A 23192-nucleotide genomic window follows, 5' to 3' on the forward strand; every position below is an offset into this window, starting at 1 on the left:
CAAGATACAACACAATAAAAAGGTTCGGTGCAAAACGCCGAACCTTTTTTGTGTGTTATCTATTGATTCTTGTATCTTGATTTCTTACCCTACTCGCTCCTCAAACTCTTCACCGGGTTTAGCAAGGCTGCCTTTATAGATTGGAAACTAACAGTAACCGCAGCAATCAATATCATCAAGCCGCCCGATAAGGCAAACATCCACCACTCGATTGTTGTGTGGTAGACAAAGCCCTGCAACCAGCCCGACATAAAATACCAGGCTATTGGCGCGGCCACAAACAGGGCAATTACTACCGGCAGTAAAAAGTCTGATAGCATAAGGGTAAATAAGGATTGGACACCGGCACCCAATATCTTGCGGATGCCAATTTCCCTGGTGCGTTGCTCGGCGGTGAATATGGCCAATCCCAACAGGCCGAGACAGGATACAAATATGGCTATCACCGCGAAATAGTTGGATAGCTTGTTTACTACCTGTTCGCTCTTATACAGCTTTGCGTATTCATCATCTGAAAATTGGTAAGAAAATGTAAAATCGGGATTCAGTTCTTTACAGATCGATTCGAGGCTCGTCAGTACTTTTTTGGTGTCGCCTGCTTTAATACGTAACAATATGGTCCCCCACTTTTGGTTATCGGCCAGCCGGATAACGAGTGGCTCTATACTCTGGTGCATAGAGTTAAAGTGAAAATCTTTTAAAAGGCCTATTATCTTACCGGCGCGGCTGCCCATTGCTAAAGGCTTCCCAACAGGTTTGCTGTATCCTATTTTTTTTGCAGCCGCCTCGTTAATAAGGTAGTTGGCCGAATCGGCAAATTGTTTTGAGAAATCCCGCCCGTCCAATAGCTCCAGTTTCATGGTTTTAACAAAATCATAATCTACCATTGCATCCGAAAAAGGCGAATTGCCAGGCGCCTTTCCCGGCCAGGAAATATCACCCTTTGTATGCCCAATCACGGTGGGCGATTCCTTCATTTTAGTGATAGCCTGTATCCCGGGTAAACTACCCGCTTCATCTTTAAAAAGTTCGTACTTTTTTATCAGTTCGCCTTCCAAGGGTATATATACCAGGTTCTCGCGATCGTAGCCAAGGTTTTTCGACTGCACAAACTCCATCTGCCGCGATACAACAACTGCACCCACAATGAGAATAAGCGACATGGCAAACTGAAAGATCACAAGCGCTTTGCGAAAATATGCGGCAGAAGGTTTTATTTTATACCCGGCTTTTAAAGTACGTACCGGGTTAAGAGCCGAAAGAAACAACGCCGGGTAGCTACCCGCTACTGCACCCGTTATTGCAACCAGGCCAACCAATGTGAGCCAAAAAAGAGGCTGCCTATAGGGAAGCGATATCTGCTTGCCGCTGATGCCGTTGAAGGCTGGCAGCAATGCGATAACGATAACCAGCGATAACAGCACCCCTATAAGGGTTACCAATAGCGCCTCGCTCAAAAATTGCTTTACCAGGTTTGCTCTCGCCGCGCCGATAACTTTTCTTACGCCTACCTCTTTTGCCCGCTTAACAGACCGTGCTGTAGCCAGGTTCATAAAATTTACGCAGGCTATTAGCAAAATGGCAATTGCTACAATAGTAAATAGTTGCACATAGGTTATCCTGCCGCCATCCAGCTGCCCGTTTTTAAACAACGAGTGAAGGTATTTTTCGGTATATGGCTGTAGCAGCAACTCCGGTTGCGCACCTGCATCGCCTACCTTGAATTGTTTTATAAATGCTTTGATCTTGGCACCTACCACCACCGGGTCGGCATCTGTGCGTAGCTGTACAAAACTATAAGGGCTGCTGCTCCCCCAGGTTGCTGCCCATGCGTTTTCAGTGATAAAATCTTTCCATCCCTTTAAAAAATCAAACTGCTGCGAGGAGTTGGCTGGCAGGTTCTCAAAAACAGCGGTAATAGTTAAGTTATCCTTATTTTCATAACGGATGGTTTTACCGATGGCATCCGCCGGCGACCCGTAAAACGCTTCGGCCATTTTGCGGGAGATAGCTAAGCTACCGGGTTTGCTCAAAGCATTTTCAGGCCTCCCCTCCAAAAGTTTATAGCTAAACATTTGAAAGAAGTCGGCACCGGCATAGCTGCCATCCATTTTTAATACTTTATTGCCGGCTTCAAACGTAATGGGGTGGTTTTGTTCCAATCCGCTGGCATACAATACCTCGGGCACCTGTTTTTTTAGTTCTTCCGCCAACGGCCCTTGTGTAAAGTAGCCGGCCTCTGCAATGCCATCGTTAGTTTGGCGTTCGTAAACCTGGTATAATTCTTTTCCGTTTTTATGAAAACCATCCACACTGTATTCATCCCAAATCCATAAGCCAATCAGCATAGCCAGGGCCATACCAACTGCCAGTCCACTAATATTTATAAAAGAGAACGCTTTATTGTTAGCGAGGTTGCGCCAGGCAACCGTCAGATAGTTCTTTATCATACTTGCATTTATTTGAGAATATCCACCAGTTACCTGCCAATTAAACCGGGCTGCATTTTGCTGCTTGCTATTAATCTTATTGCGTATTTTATTAAATAGCAAAATACTATTGTCGCCCTCGGCTTCACTGCTGCTTAGCCACCAATCTTCAAGCCTGCTTAGTTTATTCGCCATAGCGGGATCATCTCTAAGCAAATCAGACAATTCTTTAAGCTCGTCTGCCGATGCTTCCCCCGCCAGTCTTTTGGCTGCAAGGTTCCAAATATGATCCTTAAGGTCCATGTTTAACCCTCTATTCGCTCCTCAAACTCTTCACCGGGTTGCTCAATGCAGCTTTGATGCTCTGGTAGCTTACCGTAAGCATGGTTATGCCAATAGCACCGACGGCAGTGGCTGCAAATATCCACCAGGAAAGGTCGGCGCGGTACTTATAATTTTGGAGCCAGCCACCCATAAAATAATAGGCTACAGGTATAGCAAACATCAGCGAGATACAAACCAGCGCAATGAAATCTTTCGACATTAATTGCCACAAACTGAATACCGATGCGCCAAGCACTTTGCGCACGCCGATTTCTTTGGTGCGCTGTTCGGCCATAAACGATGCCATGCCGAACAAACCCATGCAGCTGATGAAGATAGCCAGCAATGTAAAAAAGCCGGCCAGTTTGCCTACACGCTCTTCGCTGGAGAATTTACGGGCATACTCTTCGTCGGTAAATTTATAGTCGAATGGGCTGGATGGGTTGTATTGCTTAAACACCTGTTCAACTTTGGCCAATGCGTCGTGCGTGCTCATTTTAGGGTTCAGGCGCACATCCACCAAATCGCCGCCGCCGCCCGACAACGAAAACAGCGTAGTTTTTACCGGTTCGTACGGCGACGACATCACCAAATCCTTCACCACGCCAATAACATGGTATTTGTAGTCGCCGCTTTTTACAGTAGCACCTACGGGGTGCTTCAGGTTCATGAATTTCACCGATGCCTCGTTGAGGATAAGGGCCGATGAGTCGGCTTTGTTATCCCGCGAGAAATCGCGCCCGTCTATTACGTGCCATTGGGCTACTTTGCCAAACTCGGGACTTATCCTGATGAAGGCGAAATCGTCCTGCAGATCCGGCGCTTTTCCTTCCCAATCGAAACCGCTGCTGTTAGAGTACACATCCGTAAGCGGGCTGCCCGATTCGGCTATTTCTACGATAGCGCCGCTTGCCAGCAAATCGTTACGTACGGCGGTGAAGTTTTTGTGGATATCATCCGTTTTCATGCTCATTTGCACCACGCCGGTACGCTCGTAGCCTACGGGGCGGTTTTTGGTAAACTGAACCTGCCTGAATACGATGAGCGTACCGATAATGAGTGTAGCCGATACAAAAAACTGTAGCACCACCAGCACCTTACGTGGCAAGGCAGCATATTTGCCGGCCTTGAACGTGCCCTTTAACACCTTAACCGGCTGGAAAGACGACAAGTAGAACGCCGGATAACTGCCGGCAATGATACCAGTGAGCAGGGTAAAGCCAACCCCCAACAACCAAAACACTGGGTTACCCCAAAGCACCTTCATGTCTTTACCGGCAACCTGGTTAAACCAGGGCAGTGTTACCCACACCAGCAGGATGCACAGCACGAAGGCAAATGCCACCACCATTAACGATTCGCTGAAGAACTGGGCAATTAATTGCGCCCTTACCGAGCCAACTGCCTTACGGATGCCTACTTCTTTAGCGCGTTTTTCTGAGCGGGCGGTGCTTAAATTCATAAAATTGATACAGGCCAGCAACAGCACAAACACGCCGATGATGCCAAACAGCCAAACAAACTGTATGGCGCCGCCCGTATTTTTACCGTCTTTAAATTCGCTGTAGAGGTGCCATTTTTCCATAGGGTGCAAAAACACCTGCGGGTTAAAAGAGGCGCCTACCTTATCGCCTTGCGCGGCAATGTTCTTCTTTTTCAAATCCTTTATGCGGGCATCTACTTTAGCAATATCTGCGTTCTGATTGAGCTGGGCGAAAAGCTGGAAGGAGTTGTTGCCCCATTGCGTTGATGCGCGTTTAAGCCATTCCTCTGTCTGCACATAGAGCTCCCAGGGTAAAATATAGGTCAGCTCATTGAACTCGGTGTTGCGGGGCAGATCCTCATACACGCCGGTAACGGTTACGTCTTTTTTATTATCTATTCTGATGGTTTTGCCCAGCGGGTCGTCGCCCCCAAACATGGCGGTTGCCACCTTTTGCGATATCACAATAGATAGCGGGTCTTGTAAACCCTTGCGCGTGCCTTTCAGCATTTTCAGCGTGAGCATATCGGGTGCTTCGGGCTGCATGTAACTGCCCGTCATGCTCAGCTTTTTATCGCCAACGGTAAGGATGTGCTCAAAGTTCCAGCTCGAGAGCACCATGTACTTAAAGTCGCGGTTGGGGCCGGTATAATCGTTGCGCAACATGGTGCCCAATGGTATAGGGATGGCCACCTGGCTAAACGTAGTACCATTTATGGCCTGGTGTTGCATTACCTTCACCACACGGTTGTAGTTGTCGTGGTATTTATCGTACGATAGCTCATCCCATATCCAAAGGCCAATGAGCATGGCAACGGCCATACCTACCGACAGCCCCGACACGTTGATGAACGTATGCGTTTTGTTTTTGATGAGGTTGCGCCAGGCAACTTTAAGGTAATTCTTTATCATTTTTTTGGGATTACACCGATTAATATGATTTCACCGATTTGATTTTTTTGATTCCACCGATTTACACCGATTCCTTTTATTTTCTTGTTTCTTGTCTCTTGTCTCTTGATTCTTGATTCTTGATTCTTGATTCTTGATTCTTGATTCTTGACTCTTGACTCTTGTCTCTTGTCTCTTGCCTCTTAACTCTTTTTTACTCCGATTTCAAACTCTTCACCGGGTTCATTAGCGCTGCTTTGATGGTTTGGATACTTACCGTAAGCAGGGTGATGGCTATTGCGCCGGCGCCCGTCAATACGAACGACCAGCCCGAAATGGCCGAGCGGTACTCGAAATTCTGTAGCCAGTTGTGCATCAGGTACCAGGCTATGGGCGTTGCGATGAGCAGCGATGCGGTAACCAATATTACAAAATCGGTCGATAGCAGCCGCCACAGGTTGAAGACGGAAGCGCCCAGTACCTTGCGCACGCCGATTTCTTTTACGCGCTGCTCGGCCATGAATGATGCCATACCGAACAGGCCCAGGCAACTGATGAATATAGCCAGGCTGGCGAAGAATGCCGCCAGTTTGCCTATACGCTGCTCGTTGCCGAATTTTTTGGCGTATGCCTCATCCACAAAACCATACTGGAAAGGCTGCTCGGGGTTGAACTGCTTGAACACCGTTTCTATTTTGCCTACGGCTGCGTTCGCGCTTACTTTAGGGTTAATTTTCAGAACCACTGCGCTGCCCGGCCCCTTGTTCAGGAAAAACACGCCGGGCCTTACGGGCGCGTAAGGCGAGTTCACCACGATATCGTTTATCACGCCGATAATTTTATAGGTATTGCCGTAAAAGGTGATGCTTTCGTCGGTAGGGTTTTTCATGCCCATGAATTTTGCCGCCGCCTGGTTTATGACTACGGCTAAGGAATCGGATGGGTAGGCATCAGAAAAATCGCGCCCGGCTTTGAACTGCCAGCCCACGGTTCCGCCGTAACCGGTAGATACCCCCGCTTGCAGGAAATCTACGCTGAGGTTGGGGTCTTTAGCTTTCCACTCTATAGCGCTGGTACTGCCCGCCATGCCCGTTGGCGATACGTCGCCTTCGGCCATGGATACCACGGTGCCTGTCTTCAGTAATTCATCCTTTACCGATGCGATGCTTTTATGGATAGCATCGCCGCCAACCTGCACAGCCAACAAGCCATCGCGGGTGTAGCCCACGGGCCGGTCCTTGGCAAACTGTATCTGGCGGAACACTACGATGGTACCGATAATAAGCGTAACCGACACCGTAAATTGCAATACAACCAGTGCCTTGCGCGGTATGGCGGCTAAACGCCCCACCCTGAACGAGCCCTTGAGCACCTTCACCGGTTGGAACGATGATAAGTAAAAAGCCGGGTAACTGCCCGCTATGAGGCCTGTAAGCAAGCTGAAGCCCAAAGTAAGCGCCCAAAACGCCGGGGCAGACCATAAGATGCTCATTTGCTTATCGGCTACCTCGTTAAAGAAAGGCAGGCTGATTTGCACCAGCAAAACGGCGACCCCGAAGGCGAATGCCACGCATAGCAACGATTCGGCGAAGAACTGGTAAATAAGCTGCGCCCGCAACGAGCCTATCGCCTTGCGGATGCCCACTTCTTTAGCCCGCTTCTCCGACCGCGCGGTACTTAAATTCATGAAATTGATGCAGGCCAGCAGCAGCACGAACAAGCCGATAATGCCAAACATCCATACATATTGTATGCGGCCGCCAGTGTTGATGCCGTTCTTAAATTCATCGTACAGGTGCCATTGGCTCATGGGCTGCAAGAACAGGGCGGGTTTCTTTTTGGCGAGTACCGCGCTCACGTTGCGCAGTTTTTCGTCGCGTATTTTTAAGGATGCCGATGCCATACTGGCATTAGGAGCCATTTGTACCCATACAGTACAAAAATTTGGTCGCCAGGGCTCCTTCATCGATTTCATGTCTTGCGCAACGTACATCATTTGCCATGGGGCAATGAAACCTACATTGGCCAGTGTGGCGTTTGGGGGTAAATCCTGATAAACGCCGGCCACGCGCGCGTTTAGCAGGTTATCTATCTTGAGGGTTTGGCCAATAGGGTCGGCATCGGCAAAGTATGCTTTGGCTGTTGCTGCGGATATGATGATCGATGATGGATCGGCCAATGCTTTACGGTTGCCTTTAAGCATCTCCAGCGTAAACATTTCCGGGCCATCGGGTTCCATAAAAACGCCTAAGCGGTTTATTTTCTTGGCATCGAGGGCCAGCAGGTGGTCGCCCCAGCCAGCGGCCATTACCACATGCTTAAAGTCGCTGCTGTAGTTTTTGCGTAGCTCGGCGGCTAAGGGGTAGGGCAGTCCGTCCCAGGTTTGTACCTCGCCGTTATTGGTAACGTTTTGTTTTACCTGCGCAATGCTGGCGTAATTCTGGTGGTTTTTATTGAAGGAGAGCTCATCCCATATCCAAAGGCCTATCAGCATGGCAACAGCCATCCCAACAGACAGTCCCGCGATATTGATGAATGAATGCACCTTGTTTTTGATCAGGTTGCGCCAGGCTACTTTTAAATAATTCTTTATCATATTTTTTTGATTACACCGATTTAGAATTGATTCCACCGATTTACACCGATTTCTTTTTTTGATTTCACCGATTTATCTACCCTGTCTTAGCAAGCAAGCTTGCTAAGAGTATTGTATAAGATGTATGCCAATTTTGCAATTATTTGTTAGTCAGTAACTTGTGATGGTAATGAGTTATCCGATTGTTCGATAACGGACGGTGGGGTGTCCGCTTATATGGCGGCTGTGCCGGGCCGTCGGCAAATCTTAACAAACGGTGTTAAAAATTAATATTGAGGTAGTATTTGTTTTTTAATAAAAACCCTACATTTAGGTATTCAAACAATTAAAAACTAATTATGAAAAGGAAGATTTTTACTACGGCTTTATTATCGTGCTGCTTTATGATAGCCATGGCGGCCTTTGCCGACCTGAACGGCAAGTGGACAGGCACCCTTAATACGCCCGATGGACAGGCACTTGATATTAGCTACAACTTTAAGGTAGATGGCGAAAAACTTACCGGCACCGCTTCTTCGCCTGCAGGTGATGTTACAGTTGACGATGGCAAAATAAAAGGCGACGATTTTACCTTTAAAGTAAACGTAAACGGTACCGACTACCCGCACAGCGGCAAAGTATATGCCGACTCAGTTGCCATGAACATAGATTTTGGTGGTAACAACGCCCATTTTGTTTTAAAACACGCTAAGTAATTACAAACCTAAAACCAATAGAACCCTGCCCCAAAAAGGCGGGGTTTTTTGTTGGGGTGAGCCAGGGGTATTAAAAAAACGTCATGCCGAACTTGTTTCGGTACCCCACACGGCAGGTAGCCATTATGCAAAATGGCAATGCAAGATCGCTACTTTTATGATGGGGTGTTGAAATAAATTCAACATGACGACAAATTTTTAAAGTTCGAACCCGTACCTTTGCGGCCAAATGCTGCAACGTATAACCGCATATTTGCTAATTGTATCACTGGTAACGGTGAACTTTACGCGGCTGTTCGTTTACGCGGGTTTCGAGCTTAACCGCAATTATATTGCTGCCAAGCTTTGCGAAAACCGAGACAAGCCCTGGATGCATTGCAACGGCAAGTGCTACTTTATGAAAAAGATAAAGCAGGCCGAAGACAACAAAGCAGCCGGCGAACGCACAGCGCAAAAGAACCTTTTCCAGGAAGCGGGATTTAACGAGCCAGAGCAGGTTAAGTTCCACTCCGTTTTGTTGGCGGTTATTGCAAGCCCCGAGCTTCCTATAAGCCTGCCCACCCAGATCCGTCCTATCTTCCAGCCTCCGCGGCTTTCATAAACTCCATCTAAGTTTTCTTGATACAGCTTTTTGATGATGGCGTTCTCCGTTGTTATTATCATGCATTTGAATATCTGCATGGGCTGTAACCCATTTACGCACGGACGGCTAAGGCCGCCGGGCAACTTATATGTTTTTATGAAACCATCTACTTTACTATATGTTCTGTTTTCTTTCATCTCTGCGGCAGCCTGCGCGCAATCTACCGTAACAGGCCGCGTGGTGGATGCCCGCACCCACGAAGCTATCCCATACGTCACTATCGAAAGTACGGATGCGCCCAATTACCGCTTTGCTGCCGATGCCCGGGGCAACTTCGTATTCGATTTCCCCTCGAACAAAACCATGCGCTTTGCTGCGGTTGGCTATACCCCGCGTACATTCGTTTTTGCGCAAATGAAAAATGGTATTATCATCGAATTAGAGCCTACCACCGTTGGGCTGCAGCAGGTGGTGGTATCTGCCAGTCGCGCCCGGCAGGCGCGGGAGGATGCACCTATAGCCATCAGCAAGATAAACGCCACCCAGATACATGATACCAAAGCCACTGCCCTGTACCAACTGCTGAATAAAACCGCCGGCGTTTACATGGTTGATCTGGGCAATGAACAGCACACCATGGCCATCCGCCAGCCCATTACTTACAATGCGCTTTATTTATACATGGAGGATGGGCTGCCTATCCGCCCTACGGGCATCTTCAACCACAACTCGCTTTATGAGATAAACATGAGCGGGGTAAAAGATATCGAAGTGATAAAAGGGTCGGCATCTTCGCTTTACGGCAGTAATGCTATCGGTGGCGCGGTGAACTTCATTACCCAGGGAGCCCCCGCAGATTACGCCGCAAACGTATCTGTACAGGGTGATAATTACCACTACCGTAGGGTTGACGCTGATGGCGGCTTTACACGGGGCAGGTTTGGCCTGTATGCCGGTGGCTACGTGGCCCATCAAAAGGATAGCTGGCAGGATTATTCTGATTTCGACAAATACTCGGGCAATTTCAAAACCACTTACGATTTCGACCTCGCTACGAAACTAACTACAGCACTTAGCTACAACTACCTCGACACCAAAACGCCCGGCAGTTTAGATAGTACTCATTTTTACAACCGCAGCTATGGCGCCAATCAGCGTTTTACCTATCGCAAGGTTGATGCGCTTCGTGCGAACGCTAAACTGGAGCATAAATGGGCCGATTGGAGCAACACATCGCTCACGCTGTTTTACCGCCACAACTCCACCGCGCAACTACCAAGCTATTTTATATCAGATGTGCGCGATAACGCAGGCAATTACCTCAGCTCTAACGGGCAGGAGAACGACCAGCGTTTCCACAGCTTCGGCGTGCTGGCGCAGCACCGCGTTACCAGCAAATTTTTAAGTTCTGTACTAACCACGGGGCTTTATATAGATAACAGCCCTAGCAGCTACTACGCCAAATACCTGGAGATACAAAAGGATGTAGCCAATAACTACTATACCGGCTTTACCAATTCGGGCCGACTTATAGATGATTATCGCATCAAGCTGTTCAACACTGCAGCCTATGCGCAATACGAAATTAAACCGGTGGCCGACTTGCGCGTGGTGATGGGGCTGCGGTACGATCGTATCCACTACGCCTTCAGCAACAACATCCCGGCGGGCAATACCAAATACAAGCAGCAAGAAACAAACAACTTCAATATCCTGGCGCCCAAGCTGGGCCTTACGTACAACTTCGGCAATAATAAAGGCATTTATGCCAATTACAGCGTAGGCTTCCAGCCACCGGAGACGGGCGACCTGTACAGCTCGCGCCAGCTGGTGCAACTGAAACAGGCCACCTTCAACAACTATGAAGCGGGCGGTTGGCTAGCCTTGTTGGATAAGAAAATGTATCTCGAAGTAAGTCTGTACGATTTGGAAGGCCGCAACGAAATCATCAACCAGCTACTGCCCGATAACACCACCCAGAACCAAAATGCAGGCGCAACACGCCACCGGGGCATCGAGTATTCGGTGGCTTACGTGCCGGTGAAAGAGCTGAGCTTCCGCTTCAGCGGCACCAATGCGAGGCATACTTATGTAGATTACAGCGAGGTGAGCACGAACTACGCCACCGGCATAAGCACCGTTACCAGCTACAATGGCAAGCGTATGAACAACGCCCCGGCCTGGATAGCCAACAGCGAATTGACCTATAAACCGGCATACCTTAACGGGCTGAGATTATCGGCAGAGTGGCAGCACATCAACCAATATTTCACCAACCCGGCCAATACTAAAACGTATTCGGGTTATAATATCTTCAATGTACGGTTGGGCTATGATGTAAAAGCAGGCGCACTGAATGGCGCAGGCATATGGCTGAACGCGCTGAACGTTACCAATAAGCTTTACGCCACAACGGTAACCAGCAACCAATACGGCGATACCTATAATGCCGCGCCACCCCGCATATTTACCCTCGGCATCAGTTATTCTATAGCAAAACATTAGCATGGCAACAGCAAAACAAAACTTTTATAAATGGCACCGTATACTGGGTTTGATTGCTCTGGTGCCGGTAATCGGCTGGACGTTGAGCGGCCTCTCGCATCCTTTCATGTCCAACTGGTTCAGGCCGAGTATTGCGAAGGAGGTGTTCAATTCGGGTACGCTACGCGATATGCAGCCTGAGCTATCGCTTAAACAAGTGCTGGATAACAACCATATAACCGAATTCCGCAATTTTGGATTAGTCGGATTTGGCCATGTCATTTATTATCAAATATTAGGTAAAGATAGCGTATGCAATTATTACTCCTCGGATGATGGCAGCTTGCGGTCCGGTGGCGATACGGTTTACGCGGAATGGCTTGCCCGTTATTTTACGCAGGATACCGCATCGGCAATCAAAAGCATTACGCTGCAAAAAACCTTCGATGGCCATTATCAACCCATCAACCACCTGCTGCCCGTTTGGAAAGTCTCGTTCGACCGGCCCGATGGGATGGATGTTTACGTAGAAACCATGCAAAGCCGTATGGGCACGTTCAATAACAATACCCGTAAGGCCATGTTGGTGTTTTTTGAGCAGCTGCATACCTGGCAATTTTTAGCAGATATCGGCGGCGACCAGTTCCGCCTGGTGGTTCTATTAATTGTGGTGAGCATCATGTTCCTCTCCCTATTGAGCGGGCTCACCATTTACGGTTTGTTTTGGAAGAAATTCAAGACCGCGCAGCAAAACCGCAAGCAAGCCCGAAAGGAGGATACCCGCTTCGTGCATCGTTTCCACCGGCAATTGGGGCTTATCGTTTCGTTCGTGATGTTTACTTTCACTATCAGCGCAGCGTTTCACCTCGTGGTAAAGCTGCACAACATCGCCCCTAAAGAAAAGGCTTATGAGCAACTGATCAGCACTGCGGACTTAGCCGCTTCCAATTTGCATTTGCCTGTTGCAGATAGCACTATCGTAAAAACGGGCATCGTAAAGTTTTACGGCAACACCTATTACCAGGTAAGCACCAACAAAAAGGACATCCTTTATTTTAACGTGGCCGATGGGAAAGAATTAGCCGATGGCGATCAGGATTATGCAAGGTATCTGACGGGTTTCTACCGAACGACGTCTTTCAATGTTAAATTTGCCAAAGGGAGGCTAAAAACCACCCAGATACGCCAATTCGATAACGAATACGGCTTCATCAACAAACGCCTGCCCGTGCAAAAGGTGGAGTACCCTGCCGGCGAAAACTGGTACGTAGAAACCACCACATCGCAACTGGCAGAAAAAGTTACCGGGATAGACCGCGCGGAAGGCTTTTCCTTCATATTTTTACACAAATATTTCGGCATGACCTGGGCGGGCAAAAACATCCGCGATGTAGTGAGCATGCTGGCCGCCCTTGGCGTGCTGGTGGTGTCGCTGTTCGGCTTTGCCGCATTCATCAAAAACAAATAAACCAATTATGAAGATACGTTTCGTACTATTCGCATTAACCGGCCTGCTGGCCTTTGCCGCCTGCAGCAACGCCCCAAAAAAGGACGCCAAAGCTACCGCAACCGAAAAACCCAAAGGCAAATATTATTGCACCATGCACCCCGATATTACATCAGACAAACCCGGCACCTGCAGCAAATGCGGCATGGACCTGGTGGAGCGGGACACGACCAAGAAATGACCGTTGATTTTAATGATTTTAGATTGCGTTGATTTTAAAAATCCTTTCATCCTTTAATGCCAATCAAGGTTCAGAGAATCAACGTCATCAACGTAATCATTAAAATCAGCGGTTCAGACAAAATCCCCGATTGCCCTATGGCAACAAAACCGCTATGCCTTTCTTTAACGCGATTATATTATTTACTTTTGAAGAAAAAACAGAAAAGCTATGTCGACATTAGAGACCACATACGTAAAAAGCAAAGTGAAGGACCCTTCACTGGCCGCCTGGGGCCGTAAAGAAATTGAATTGGCCGAGGCAGAAATGCCGGGTTTGATGGCATTACGCGCCGAGTACGGAGAAGCACAGATATTAAAAGGTGCACGTATTGCTGGCTGTCTGCACATGACTATCCAGACTGCGGTATTGATCGAAACCCTGCAAGCGCTGGGTGCCGAAGTTACCTGGTCTAGCTGTAATATATTCTCTACCCAGGATCACGCTGCTGCTGCTATTGCTGCTGCGGGTACTTCTGTTTACGCCTGGAAAGGTATGAACGAAACCGAATTCGACTGGTGTATAGAACAGACCCTTTTCTTCGGCGAAGATCGCCAGCCGCTGAACATGATATTGGATGACGGTGGCGATTTAACCAATATGGTTTTCGATCGTTATCCTGAACTTGCTAAAGGCATACAGGGTTTATCTGAAGAAACCACTACAGGTGTTCACCGTTTATACGAGCGTATGAAAGCAGGTACTTTGCTGGTGCCAGCAATCAACATCAACGATTCGGTTACCAAATCAAAATTCGATAATAAATACGGCTGCCGCGAATCATTAGTTGACGCCATCCGCCGCGCTACCGACGTAATGATGGCTGGTAAAGTAGGTGTTGTTTGCGGTTATGGCGACGTAGGTAAAGGTTCTGCAGATTCTCTGCGCAACGCCGGCGTCCGTGTTATCGTTACCGAAATTGACCCTATCTGCGCTTTACAGGCAGCTATGGAAGGTTTCGAAGTGAAAAAACTTTCTACCGCCATTGCCGAGGCTGACATCGTTGTTACGGCTACAGGTAACAAAAACATCGTACGCGAGCAGCATTTCCGTGCCTTGAAAGATAAAGCCATCGTTTGTAACATTGGCCACTTTGATAACGAAATTGACATGGCCTGGTTAAACGGCGCATATGGCGACAGCAAAATTGAAATCAAACCACAGGTTGATAAATACACCATCGACGGTAAAGACGTTATCGTATTAGCCGAAGGCCGTTTGGTAAACCTTGGTTGCGCCACCGGCCACCCAAGCTTTGTAATGAGCAACTCATTCACCAACCAAACTTTGGCCCAGATTGAACTTTGGACAAACGCTGATGCTTACAAAAACGAAGTTTACACCCTGCCTAAACACCTCGACGAAAAAGTTGCCCGTTTACACCTTGCCAAAATTGGTGTTGAACTGGAAGTTTTAGACCAGGACCAGGCCGAGTACATTGGTGTTACGGTTGAAGGTCCGTTTAAACCGGAGTACTACCGTTACTAATTTTAGAACCAAGACTTTTAGAGTCAGGAATCAAGATAAGAAAAGGGATGTGGTGAGAAGCCATATCCCTTTTTTTTGGTGATGTGCTAACGTGAATTGCTAATTTTTTTTTATAAGTTGCTTTGCCCAATAAGGAAAAGAATATTGGTTCCGGTCAAATTTAAACCATATTGAGTCGTTTTGTCGTCAACGACTTGGGTGGTTTGGCCTTGTCCATGACCGCCTAATTTATTTCTAAGTGGAGGTATTCCACTTTCTAAAAGATTTTGTAAAGATGTGAACTGGTTTTGAGTAAATGTTGGTACAAGTCCATTCTGAAAGCATATTTGAATCAATTTCTTCGCGGTGTCGGTTTCATTATAAGCCCATTTTTTTTCTATACCGATTATTTTCATAGTGCTTTCGAAAGCCTTTAAACATTCTGTCAAACATTCTTTATTTCTTCTATGCCTATAGTGCTCATGGGCCTTTAAATACTCTTCGTTGGCTCCTTGAAATTTTTTATTATTCAATAAATGAATCGCCGGTTTTACAATCTCTGAGTGAATGTATGTAGAATCAACGCGAATGATTTCACCTTCAAATTGAAAGCCGAAACCGTGTTCTTTAAATCTATAATTCAATTCTTTTATCGCATCTATTGGGTTAATTTTGGTTTGAAAATATTGATTATAATGATGTGGATTAGGACCAATAATGCCTTCGATGTAATTAAAAATCATCTCTATAACATCAATAGCATGGTCCACATTTTTGGTTTGCAGAAAAAAGTTTAATACACACTCTTCCTCGGCTTCGTTATTCTTACCTGTTCCTAGTGTAAAAACACCATATTCTCGGCACAATGCATCGTGCACAACTTTATATGGGTTGAATGGATTGCTGTTAGAATAATACCTCGACGAATCTGGAGACATATTAAGACCGATAGCGTCTCTTATTATATGGACAATTTGAACTCGTAATTCTGTTGGTATTTTATCGTAAAAATATACGTCAACTATTTCACCTCTAAGTTTCTTTTGTCGCTTTGAAAATAGTTCGAATATTGGCATTTGATAAATATTTTCTATAAATATACTTGCAAAATGATACCCTTTTACCCAAGAATAATTAATTAAGTACACCCAGTTTTTTCAACTATATAATCATCACAACAATTCATACGATTCCCGTATCCAGCTAAAAAGCTGCGGGCGTAATTCGCTCACATCGTTCATGCGGATATTATTCTGAAACCTGCCTGCGGTGGCGATACTTTTGAATATGGGCGGGCCTTCCATTTTTTCGGCGGAGTAAAACTTAATGTCCAGCACTTTTTGCATGGGGCGGATAACGAAGAAGGTTTGCCGGTGCACAAAAGTGATGCAATTGGGGGTGGTGCCTACCAAAACGTCGGGCCAGTCGGCAACCTCGGCGAGGAGTTTATCGAAAAGTAGCAGCAACTCCGGCGATTTGCCTTTGAATAAGCTGTCCAAACTCACCTTGGCGCAGTAATGCCTTTGGCTTTCGCTGGTTAGTTCGCGTTCGCATTTGGGGCAGGTGTAGGGCATAGAATATCAAATGTAATGAGTTTCACGCAAAGCCGCGAAGGCGCAAAGTTTTGTAAGCTTCTTCTTTGCGTACTTGGCGCCTTTGCGAGAACAGAATCTCCCCCACCCCCCCTAAAACACTATCGTAAACTTCGTCCCCACGTTGGGTTCGCTTTCTACGGTAATCTTCCCACCGAAGGTTTCTATCTGGGTTTTGGTCATGAAGAGGCCCACGCCCTTGCTATCGTAACCTTTGTGGAACACGCTGTTCAGCTTGAACATGTTTTGACCGTGGCGGCCCAGGTCTATCCCCAGCCCGTTATCGCTGAATTCCAGCACCACGCGGCCATTTTCCGTTTTCGAACTTATCTGAATCTCTGGCGGCACGCCGGGCTTGCTGTACTTGAGCGAATTGCTTACTATATTGTAGAATATGCTCTCGAGGTACATCCTGGGGAACAACATTACCGGTACCTGCAGGCTGGTGGTTATTTTGGCCCTCGTGGCTACTATCTGCCCCTTTAGCATAGCATCGGTAACGGTAACCATCTCGGGCAGGAAGCATTGGTCGTATGCCATGTTTTTGTTGTTGCGTACTTCCAGCACCTTCATCAGTTCGTCGAGCGTATCGTTAAGGGTAAAGCTGCTGGTTTTCAGCATACCAAAAAGTGTATCTTTCTCTTCGGCCGTTTCCTCCTCCTCTATCATTTTCAGCAGCATCTCTATACTGGCGGCGGGGCCGCGCAGGTTGTGGGCTATGATGCGGTTGAAATCTTCAAACTGGCTTATCCTGTTTTCCAGGTTAAGCGCACGTTTGTATTCGTCTATATCGGTACAGGAGCCAAACCATTTCACTATTTTGCCCTTGTCGTTCTTCATGGGCAGCGCGCGCGATAGGTGCCAGCGGTAGGCGCCGTCAGATTTCCGCTTAAAACGTACTTCAGATTGGTATGGCGTACCGCTGGCCAGGCAGTTTGCCCACAAAAGGTAGTCTTTTTCAATATCGTCGGGATGCAAAACAGCGGGCCATCCAAATTTGGCGGTTTCGTCCAGCGTAAGGCCGGTATAGTCAAACCAATAGCGGTTGTAATAATCCAGGCTGCCGTCGGGGTTAGATGTCCATATAATCTCCGGTATCGAATCAGCCAGGAACCTGTACTCCTGTATATCCTGTATGGTTTTATCCTGCTTCTGTACCAGGGCCACTTGTTCTTTCAATTCTTTGTTCAGGTTTTTTTGGCTGATTACGGCCTGCATCAGGGCAATTTCTACGTGTTTATGGTCGTCTATATCCTGAAAGGTACCCCATAGGCGCTTGCAAACGCCGTCTTCAAAAACCACGTTGCCAATAACGCGAACCCAAATTTCTTTCCCAAGGGCATTGGTTATTTGCAGATCCAGGTTCCACGGGGTGCCCTTGCTTATAGCATTATTTATGGCCGCGGTTATCATTTCGCGGCTTTCGCCGGGTTTGTAAAATTCCAGGCCGCTGGTCAGACTGGGCTCATAATCGGCCGGCATGCCGTGGATCTCCTTGGTAACAGATGTCCAATACAGTTTCTGCTTGCGCAAATCAAGCTCCCAGCCGCCTACCCGTGCTACTTTGTTGGTGCGTTCCAGCATATCGCGGGTTCGGTCCAATGTTTTCTCTAGCTTTAGTTTTTCGGTAACATCGCGGCCTATGCCGAATATATTGCCCGTAACAGGTTCGGGGGTAGATGTCCACTGAATAGTTTTATACTGGCCCGTTATGGTTTTGAAACGTTGCAGGAAGTTGACAGTAGGCTCGCCCTCGCCCAGCCTTTCCATCTGTAGTGCGGTGCCTGCTACATCATCGGGATGGATAAATTCAAAGGTAGAGGTATTGAGCAGGTAGTCTTCGCTCCAGCCCAAAACGCGGGTAAAAGCGGGGTTAACCTTTTTAAAGTACCCATCATCGCCACCCACAAAAACCAGGTCGTTAGAAAGGTTGAATATCTTCTGGAAATTGACCAGTTCCTGTTTATGGCGGCGCTCCACAATAAGGTCAATCACTTCGCCGGCCAGTAATTGAAGGGCGCGTTGTTGCTTATCGCTGAGGTGGCGTTCTTTCCGGTCTATTACGCAAAGTGTACCCAGAGCATGGCCCTCCGGGTCTACCAGGGGGTAGCCGGCATAAAAGCGAATATCGGGCGGGCCGGTTACCAGGCTGTTGTGCTCAAAGCGGGCATCCAGGGTGGCATCGAGCACTTCCATCAATACACTATCCATAATGGCGTAGCGGCAAAAAGAAATCTCGCGCGGGGTTTCGCGCACATCAAGGCCCAGTGCCGATTTAAACCACTGGCGTTTCTCGTCTATCAGCGATATCAGCGAGATAGGCACATCGCATACCATAGCCGCCAACTCCGTAATACGGTCGAATTCAGATTCGCTTAGCGTATCTAAAATCTCGTACCGGTTTAACGCTTTCAGGCGTTCTTCTTCGTTGGCAGGAACTGGGCTATGGTTCACTGAGGCAGTTAATAATTTAATATTACGAATATATCAAATTATTACTTTCATAAAAGTATGAATTACAGCAGATAATGAAATTTATTTTAATATTTATAATGGGCTGTCTATGGCAGGTTTCGAAATGCTTATTTATCGGACTCGAACTCCTCGTCTACGGCCTCGCGCAGGTCATACAGCAGCCATTGCTTATCCGCTATAGCTCCCTTTTTGGTAGCCAGCAGTTTGATGAAATCCGCAACGCCGATAGGTTCGTTGCCGTTGCCGTGAATAAGCACGATGCTGCCTGCATGGGGTTGCTGGCCTTTGGCCAGCCAGGCATCGGAGCCAATGGGGATAAGGCCGAAACCGGTGATCCGATACACCAGCTGCTGATTGGACACCAGGCCTGGGAACCTGAAGAACACCGACGGCAACAAGCCGTTACGCAGCATAGCCTGCTCGGTTTGCAGCACTTCATAGTTGATGTCGGTGCCTGGTTCCAGCAAGAAATTCTGCCTGAGCGGGGCGGTGGTGCTCACCCGGTGGTTAAAGGAGTGATTTATCCAGGTGATGTGTATCTGGTGCATTGCCTCCATCTTTTTTAGCCAGTCGAGGTCTTGCGGGTGCTGCCTCATCCACACGCCGCTTATCGATAATGCGATGGGGGCGGGCCTTCCAAACTTTTTAAAGCCCGTAAAAATATCGCTGAAGATGCGCTTATCCAAAGGCCGGTGCGAGGGGCAAAGATCGGCCGTAAGGCTGATGCCGGTTTCGGTAGGCAAGCCGGTTTCTATGCCCGCATCCTGTATGGCGACAGATTGTTTTTCGGCACGGGCGAGCGCCTTTTGGTAAGGCGTATCTTTAAACAGCACGCGCAGTTGCGGCAGCGTCATGGGCGTAAGCCGGTAGCCGGCGGCTTCGTCTACCCGGGTCACCAGCGTCTGCGGATCTACCAGCAGCAGGGTTTGGCGGTTATGGTTCTCAAAGCTGCGCAACGCAACCCAGGGCTGCCCAAAACGTTTGGCAAGCGCATAATATATCCGGTAGTTCTCAACCTGCACGTTGTCAATCTGGGCTATGGCAACCGGCGTAAAGGTGATAAGCAGAAGTATAAAGATGGGTATTCTGATGTGTTTCATATCGGCGAAGGCAAATATATGGCTGTTTGACTGTCATTGACGCCGATAGTCAACCCCTTATATTTTTTAAAATGTATTTGGGGGATGCTCGTCTACTTGATAAGCGGGGCCTAACCCTGCACCATTAAGATGAACACGATCAACGATAAAAAAATAGCCATTATAGGCGGCGGCCCCGGCGGTTTAACACTGGCCCGTCTACTGCAAATGAGCGGTGCCCACGTAAAAGTTTACGAACGCGATGCGCATAAAGATGCGCGACCTAAGGGCGCAACGCTGGATCTGCACGAGGAATCGGGACTGGCAGCTTTGGAAGCGGCTGGACTGATGGAAGCCTTCTGGGCCAACTACCGCCCCGGTGCCGATGCCTTGCGTATTGCTGATAAGCAGGCCAACCTGATATACGATGATAAGGACACCGCGCGCCAGGAAACCATGCGCCCCGAGATTGACCGCGGCCCGCTGCAAAACATCCTGCTCAATTCGCTGGAGGCAGGTACTGTAGTGTGGGATAGTCAGTTTGCAAGCATGCAGCCAAAAGGCCGGGGCTGGGATATCGGATTTAAGAACGGCGCAAATATTTATGCCGATTTGGTGATAGCTGCCGATGGTGCCAACTCCAAATTGCGGCCGTATCTTACGCCTATCAAACCATTTTATGCTGGCGTTACCGCGATTGAAGGGGCGGTTTATAATTCGGCTGAAACGATACCTGCGATGCACCAAATGTTGAACGGCGGTAAGATATTTGCTTTTGGCGACGAGAAGAGCCTCATCGTAAGCTCTAAAGGCGATGGCAGCCTGGTATTTTACCCCGGCTTTAAATGCGATGAGGATTGGGTACGCAACAGCGGGATAAATTTTACCGACAAAGCCCAAGTGCTGGCCTGGTTTAAAACGGAATACGCTGGCTGGGACGACATTTGGCTGGAACTATTCGAGAACGCTAACGGCCCATTCTTTGCCCGCCCGCAATACTGCATGCCTTTGAACCAAACCTGGGAGCCGCAAGCCAACCTAACCATCCTTGGCGATGCTGCCCACCTGATGCCGCCCTACGCCGGCGAAGGCGTAAACATGGCCATGCTGGATGCGCTGGAGCTATCGCAATGTTTATTGAATGATGATTACCCGGATACGCTATCCGCCATTGCAGCTTACGAAAAGCAAATGCGCGTACGTGCATCAGAGACTGCGGAAATGACGATGCAATCTACGGAGCTTTTGCATTCTGATGAGGCGATAGGGTTTATGATGGGGGTGATAGGGGGGTAGGTTGTTTTTTAACCACAGAGAGGCGCAGAGGAGCCACAGAGGTTCACAGAGCCTTGCAGGCGAATTATTTTCACGCAAAGGCGCGAAGACGCTAAGAAATCTCAAATAACCAATTGCAAGGCTTGGTGCCCTCTGTGGATAGCCGGTATCAAAATCTCTGTGCCCTCCGTGTTAAAAAATCACCATCCATAAAAGGTCTCTCAACCTAATTATTTTATCTGCACATCTGAAATTTGCACATCTGCACATCTTTTTTTTTCTGAGCAATTGTTTTTCAATGCTTTATGATTACATTCGTTCTGCCTGAAACTTTAACCACATGGAAAGAACACCAATGACGCCCGAGCGAAAGGACGAGCTGATCAAAGCCGTACTCGCCAACCGCATCACCGTCACCGATTTGATGGAACTAGCGCAATCCATAGATGAGCAGGACTTATCCATCATCATCCAGCGTATATACGATCTTAATCAGCAGCAGGTAGGCCGCATTGCCGCGCTCGATGCTGTACTCGGCAGGGTTGACGCCATCAAAAATGCCCGCCGCAACGCCGATTTCATGAGCCAGATAAAAAAGGGCTTCCGCGATGGGAAGGGCAACACGGTTATCCTGGCCGAGGGCGACTCCTGGTTCAATTACCCGGTTTTGCTAAGCGATGTGTTGGACCGTGTGGGCATGGAGCCCGACATGATCGTGTACAGCCTTGCCGAAGGTGGCGACTGGCTGCTGAATATGCTGAGCGCACGCAAGTACGTAGAGCAATTATCCATCATCCAGCCCGATGTGTTCCTGATTAGCGCCGGCGGTAATGATCTGGTAGGCCGCAGCAGGCTGGCCGCCATGGTAGATCCCATAGGCAGCGGCCTGGCAGAATATGAACAAAGCTCCTGGGCCCAGGGCCTCATCAATTTGCGAAAGGACCCCAAAAAGGCCATCGTACCGCTTGATGAGGGCAGGTTTTTTAACGGCATAAAATATATCAGCAAGGATTTTTATGCTCTGTTGATGTTCTTTTTCCTGCAATATTATTTTATGATTGGCGGTATTGTAAAGGGCGGCAAATTCCCGAAGATGCGTATCATTACCCAAGGCTATGATTACGCCATCCCAAACCGCGATAAACGATTCGGCATTAATCCTTTCCGCTGGTACCGGCCCTTTATCAGGATGTTTTTGGGGCACGGCGGTTGGCTAAAAACCCCGCTGCAGCTGCGCGGCATCCAAAACGAACAAGACCAGGCCGATATCATTTACGCCATGATTTACCTGTTCAACGAAATGATGATTGATATAGGCAATAACTTCTGCGGCGACGAAAAGGTGGGCAACCGCGTTTTCCATATCGATTCGCGCGGCTCAGTTGGTCCCAATGGCTGGAGCGATGAACTGCATCCGCTGCCGGCCCACTTCAGCCGCACCGGAAAAACTTTTGTCGATTGTATCCGTAACCGGCCATCCCCGCATGGCCAGGTGTATGTTGTTAAAGATTTAAATCCCTAAACCATGAAAATAGTACTGTGGTTGCTTTTTATTGCCCTCGTTCTTATAATGGGCCAGGAGGGCCTCATCATCGAAAAAAACGCAGGCCCAAGCTTTGCAATATTTAAACTGGAGTTTGCCAATTGCGATGCAGGCAAGGCCATGCTTTGCTTATGGCAAAGCAAACCCTACGGCGCGGGCACCCTGCTCACCCTGGCCCGTAGTGGAACCCATACCGACTTTTTATTCATCTTTACCTATACGCTACTTCTTATCATCTATTCGAACAGCCAAATGCAGCGCGAGCGGGTAAGCTGGCTCAACACCCTGCTGCGCCTCAACCTATTTTTAGCTGTGCTAGCCGGCCTGCTGGATATTAGCGAGAACCTCATCCTGCTTTACGATATGCGGCACGTGGCTGAGCCGGGGCGTTATGTTTCGAGCCAGATTGTCAGTGCCATTAAATGGGGCTTCGTGGCTTGGGCGGTATTGGTATGGCTGGTGTCCATAATCCATACCAGCGTTACCGGTAATGTGCGTGAAGGTCATGTGCCTGTTATTGCTAGTTGAGGTTTTTTACCGCAGAGTTCA

16 protein-coding genes are annotated in these 23192 nt (G+C 48.1%); 9 read left to right on the forward strand and 7 right to left on the reverse strand.

The features are described 5' to 3' along the window. Nucleotides 1–89: 89 nt before the first annotated feature. The 3 genes from AC1DXC_RS01240 to AC1DXC_RS01250 form a co-directional block, all read right to left on the reverse strand. Entirely contained in the window at nt 90–2732 is a 2643-nt protein-coding gene (locus tag AC1DXC_RS01240; RefSeq protein WP_477457302.1) for an ABC transporter permease, read from the reverse strand. A 10-nt stretch (nt 2733–2742) separates the two neighbouring features. Continuing rightward, on the reverse strand, nt 2743–5148 hold the full coding sequence (locus AC1DXC_RS01245; RefSeq protein ID WP_477457303.1) for an ABC transporter permease: 2406 nt from the start codon (nt 5146–5148) through the stop codon (nt 2743–2745). A 193-nt stretch (nt 5149–5341) separates the two neighbouring features. Then, nucleotides 5342–7723: an ABC transporter permease gene (locus tag AC1DXC_RS01250; protein ID WP_477457304.1), complete on the reverse strand. Its 2382-nt coding sequence runs from the start codon at nt 7721–7723 to the stop codon at nt 5342–5344. Nucleotides 7724–8061: 338 nt separating this feature from the next. Between AC1DXC_RS01250 and AC1DXC_RS01255 the strand changes: the two genes are divergently transcribed. The 6 genes from AC1DXC_RS01255 to ahcY all read left to right on the forward strand — a co-directional run bounded on the left by AC1DXC_RS01255 (nt 8062) and on the right by ahcY (nt 14700). Continuing rightward, complete coding sequence (locus AC1DXC_RS01255) at nt 8062–8418, forward strand: hypothetical protein (protein ID WP_477457305.1); 357 nt, start codon at nt 8062–8064, stop codon at nt 8416–8418. Between the two features lie 229 nt (nt 8419–8647). Further along, nucleotides 8648–9019 (forward strand): hypothetical protein, encoded by a 372-nt coding sequence (locus tag AC1DXC_RS01260; protein ID WP_477457306.1) that lies wholly within the window; start codon nt 8648–8650, stop codon nt 9017–9019. A gap of 138 nt (nt 9020–9157) precedes the next feature. Next, nucleotides 9158–11506 (forward strand): TonB-dependent receptor, encoded by a 2349-nt coding sequence (locus AC1DXC_RS01265; protein ID WP_477457307.1) that lies wholly within the window; start codon nt 9158–9160, stop codon nt 11504–11506. A gap of 1 nt (nt 11507) precedes the next feature. Continuing rightward, complete coding sequence (locus AC1DXC_RS01270) at nt 11508–12953, forward strand: PepSY domain-containing protein (protein ID WP_477457308.1); 1446 nt, start codon at nt 11508–11510, stop codon at nt 12951–12953. 7 nt (nt 12954–12960) lie between these two features. Further along, nucleotides 12961–13173 carry a heavy metal-binding domain-containing protein gene (locus tag AC1DXC_RS01275; RefSeq protein WP_477457309.1) on the forward strand — a complete coding sequence of 71 codons (213 nt, stop codon included), beginning with the start codon at nt 12961–12963 and terminating at the stop codon, nt 13171–13173. Nucleotides 13174–13383: 210 nt separating this feature from the next. Beyond that, nucleotides 13384–14700, forward strand: a complete 1317-nt coding sequence (gene ahcY / locus AC1DXC_RS01280) for an adenosylhomocysteinase (protein ID WP_477457310.1) — start codon at nt 13384–13386, stop codon at nt 14698–14700. Between the two features lie 110 nt (nt 14701–14810). Here ahcY and AC1DXC_RS01285 read toward each other — a convergent pair whose 3' ends face one another. From AC1DXC_RS01285 to AC1DXC_RS01300, 4 genes are all read right to left on the reverse strand, one after another. Beyond that, nucleotides 14811–15755, reverse strand: a complete 945-nt coding sequence (locus AC1DXC_RS01285) for an STM4504/CBY_0614 family protein (RefSeq protein ID WP_477457311.1) — start codon at nt 15753–15755, stop codon at nt 14811–14813. A 96-nt stretch (nt 15756–15851) separates the two neighbouring features. Beyond that, nucleotides 15852–16253 (reverse strand): DUF5655 domain-containing protein, encoded by a 402-nt coding sequence (locus AC1DXC_RS01290; RefSeq protein ID WP_477457312.1) that lies wholly within the window; start codon nt 16251–16253, stop codon nt 15852–15854. A gap of 111 nt (nt 16254–16364) precedes the next feature. Further along, the gene (locus tag AC1DXC_RS01295) at nt 16365–18725 is read right to left on the reverse strand and encodes a PAS domain S-box protein (RefSeq protein WP_477457313.1); all 2361 of its coding nucleotides are present in this window, start codon (nt 18723–18725) and stop codon (nt 16365–16367) included. A gap of 128 nt (nt 18726–18853) precedes the next feature. Further along, nucleotides 18854–19846, reverse strand: coding sequence for a polysaccharide deacetylase family protein (locus tag AC1DXC_RS01300; protein ID WP_477457314.1), 993 nt, complete (start codon nt 19844–19846; stop codon nt 18854–18856). Nucleotides 19847–19975: 129 nt separating this feature from the next. Between AC1DXC_RS01300 and AC1DXC_RS01305 the strand changes: the two genes are divergently transcribed. The 3 genes from AC1DXC_RS01305 (at nt 19976) to AC1DXC_RS01315 (ending at nt 23171) form a co-directional block, all read left to right on the forward strand. After that, nucleotides 19976–21121: an FAD-dependent oxidoreductase gene (locus AC1DXC_RS01305; protein WP_477457315.1), complete on the forward strand. Its 1146-nt coding sequence runs from the start codon at nt 19976–19978 to the stop codon at nt 21119–21121. A gap of 319 nt (nt 21122–21440) precedes the next feature. Then, nucleotides 21441–22622, forward strand: a complete 1182-nt coding sequence (locus AC1DXC_RS01310; RefSeq protein ID WP_477457316.1) for a hypothetical protein — start codon at nt 21441–21443, stop codon at nt 22620–22622. A 3-nt stretch (nt 22623–22625) separates the two neighbouring features. Further along, nucleotides 22626–23171 carry a hypothetical protein gene (locus tag AC1DXC_RS01315; protein WP_477457317.1) on the forward strand — a complete coding sequence of 182 codons (546 nt, stop codon included), beginning with the start codon at nt 22626–22628 and terminating at the stop codon, nt 23169–23171. Nucleotides 23172–23192 lie beyond the last annotated feature (21 nt).

The sequence above is a fragment of the Mucilaginibacter sp. P2_D11 genome, assembly GCF_056404435.1.

Excerpts from the sequence above, each read along its gene's own strand:
- AC1DXC_RS01240 (WP_477457302.1), bottom strand. The coding sequence starts at position 2,732 with ATGGACCTTAAGGATCATATTTGGAACCTTGCAGCCAAAAGACTGGCG.
- AC1DXC_RS01245 (WP_477457303.1), bottom strand. The coding sequence starts at position 5,148 with ATGATAAAGAATTACCTTAAAGTTGCCTGGCGCAACCTCATCAAAAAC.
- AC1DXC_RS01250 (WP_477457304.1), bottom strand. The coding sequence starts at position 7,723 with ATGATAAAGAATTATTTAAAAGTAGCCTGGCGCAACCTGATCAAAAAC.
- AC1DXC_RS01255 (WP_477457305.1), top strand. The coding sequence starts at position 8,062 with ATGAAAAGGAAGATTTTTACTACGGCTTTATTATCGTGCTGCTTTATG.
- AC1DXC_RS01260 (WP_477457306.1), top strand. The coding sequence starts at position 8,648 with ATGCTGCAACGTATAACCGCATATTTGCTAATTGTATCACTGGTAACG.
- AC1DXC_RS01265 (WP_477457307.1), top strand. The coding sequence starts at position 9,158 with ATGAAACCATCTACTTTACTATATGTTCTGTTTTCTTTCATCTCTGCG.
- AC1DXC_RS01270 (WP_477457308.1), top strand. The coding sequence starts at position 11,508 with ATGGCAACAGCAAAACAAAACTTTTATAAATGGCACCGTATACTGGGT.
- AC1DXC_RS01275 (WP_477457309.1), top strand. The coding sequence starts at position 12,961 with ATGAAGATACGTTTCGTACTATTCGCATTAACCGGCCTGCTGGCCTTT.
- ahcY (WP_477457310.1), top strand. The coding sequence starts at position 13,384 with ATGTCGACATTAGAGACCACATACGTAAAAAGCAAAGTGAAGGACCCT.
- AC1DXC_RS01285 (WP_477457311.1), bottom strand. The coding sequence starts at position 15,755 with ATGCCAATATTCGAACTATTTTCAAAGCGACAAAAGAAACTTAGAGGT.
- AC1DXC_RS01290 (WP_477457312.1), bottom strand. The coding sequence starts at position 16,253 with ATGCCCTACACCTGCCCCAAATGCGAACGCGAACTAACCAGCGAAAGC.
- AC1DXC_RS01300 (WP_477457314.1), bottom strand. The coding sequence starts at position 19,846 with ATGAAACACATCAGAATACCCATCTTTATACTTCTGCTTATCACCTTT.
- AC1DXC_RS01305 (WP_477457315.1), top strand. The coding sequence starts at position 19,976 with ATGAACACGATCAACGATAAAAAAATAGCCATTATAGGCGGCGGCCCC.
- AC1DXC_RS01310 (WP_477457316.1), top strand. The coding sequence starts at position 21,441 with ATGGAAAGAACACCAATGACGCCCGAGCGAAAGGACGAGCTGATCAAA.
- AC1DXC_RS01315 (WP_477457317.1), top strand. The coding sequence starts at position 22,626 with ATGAAAATAGTACTGTGGTTGCTTTTTATTGCCCTCGTTCTTATAATG.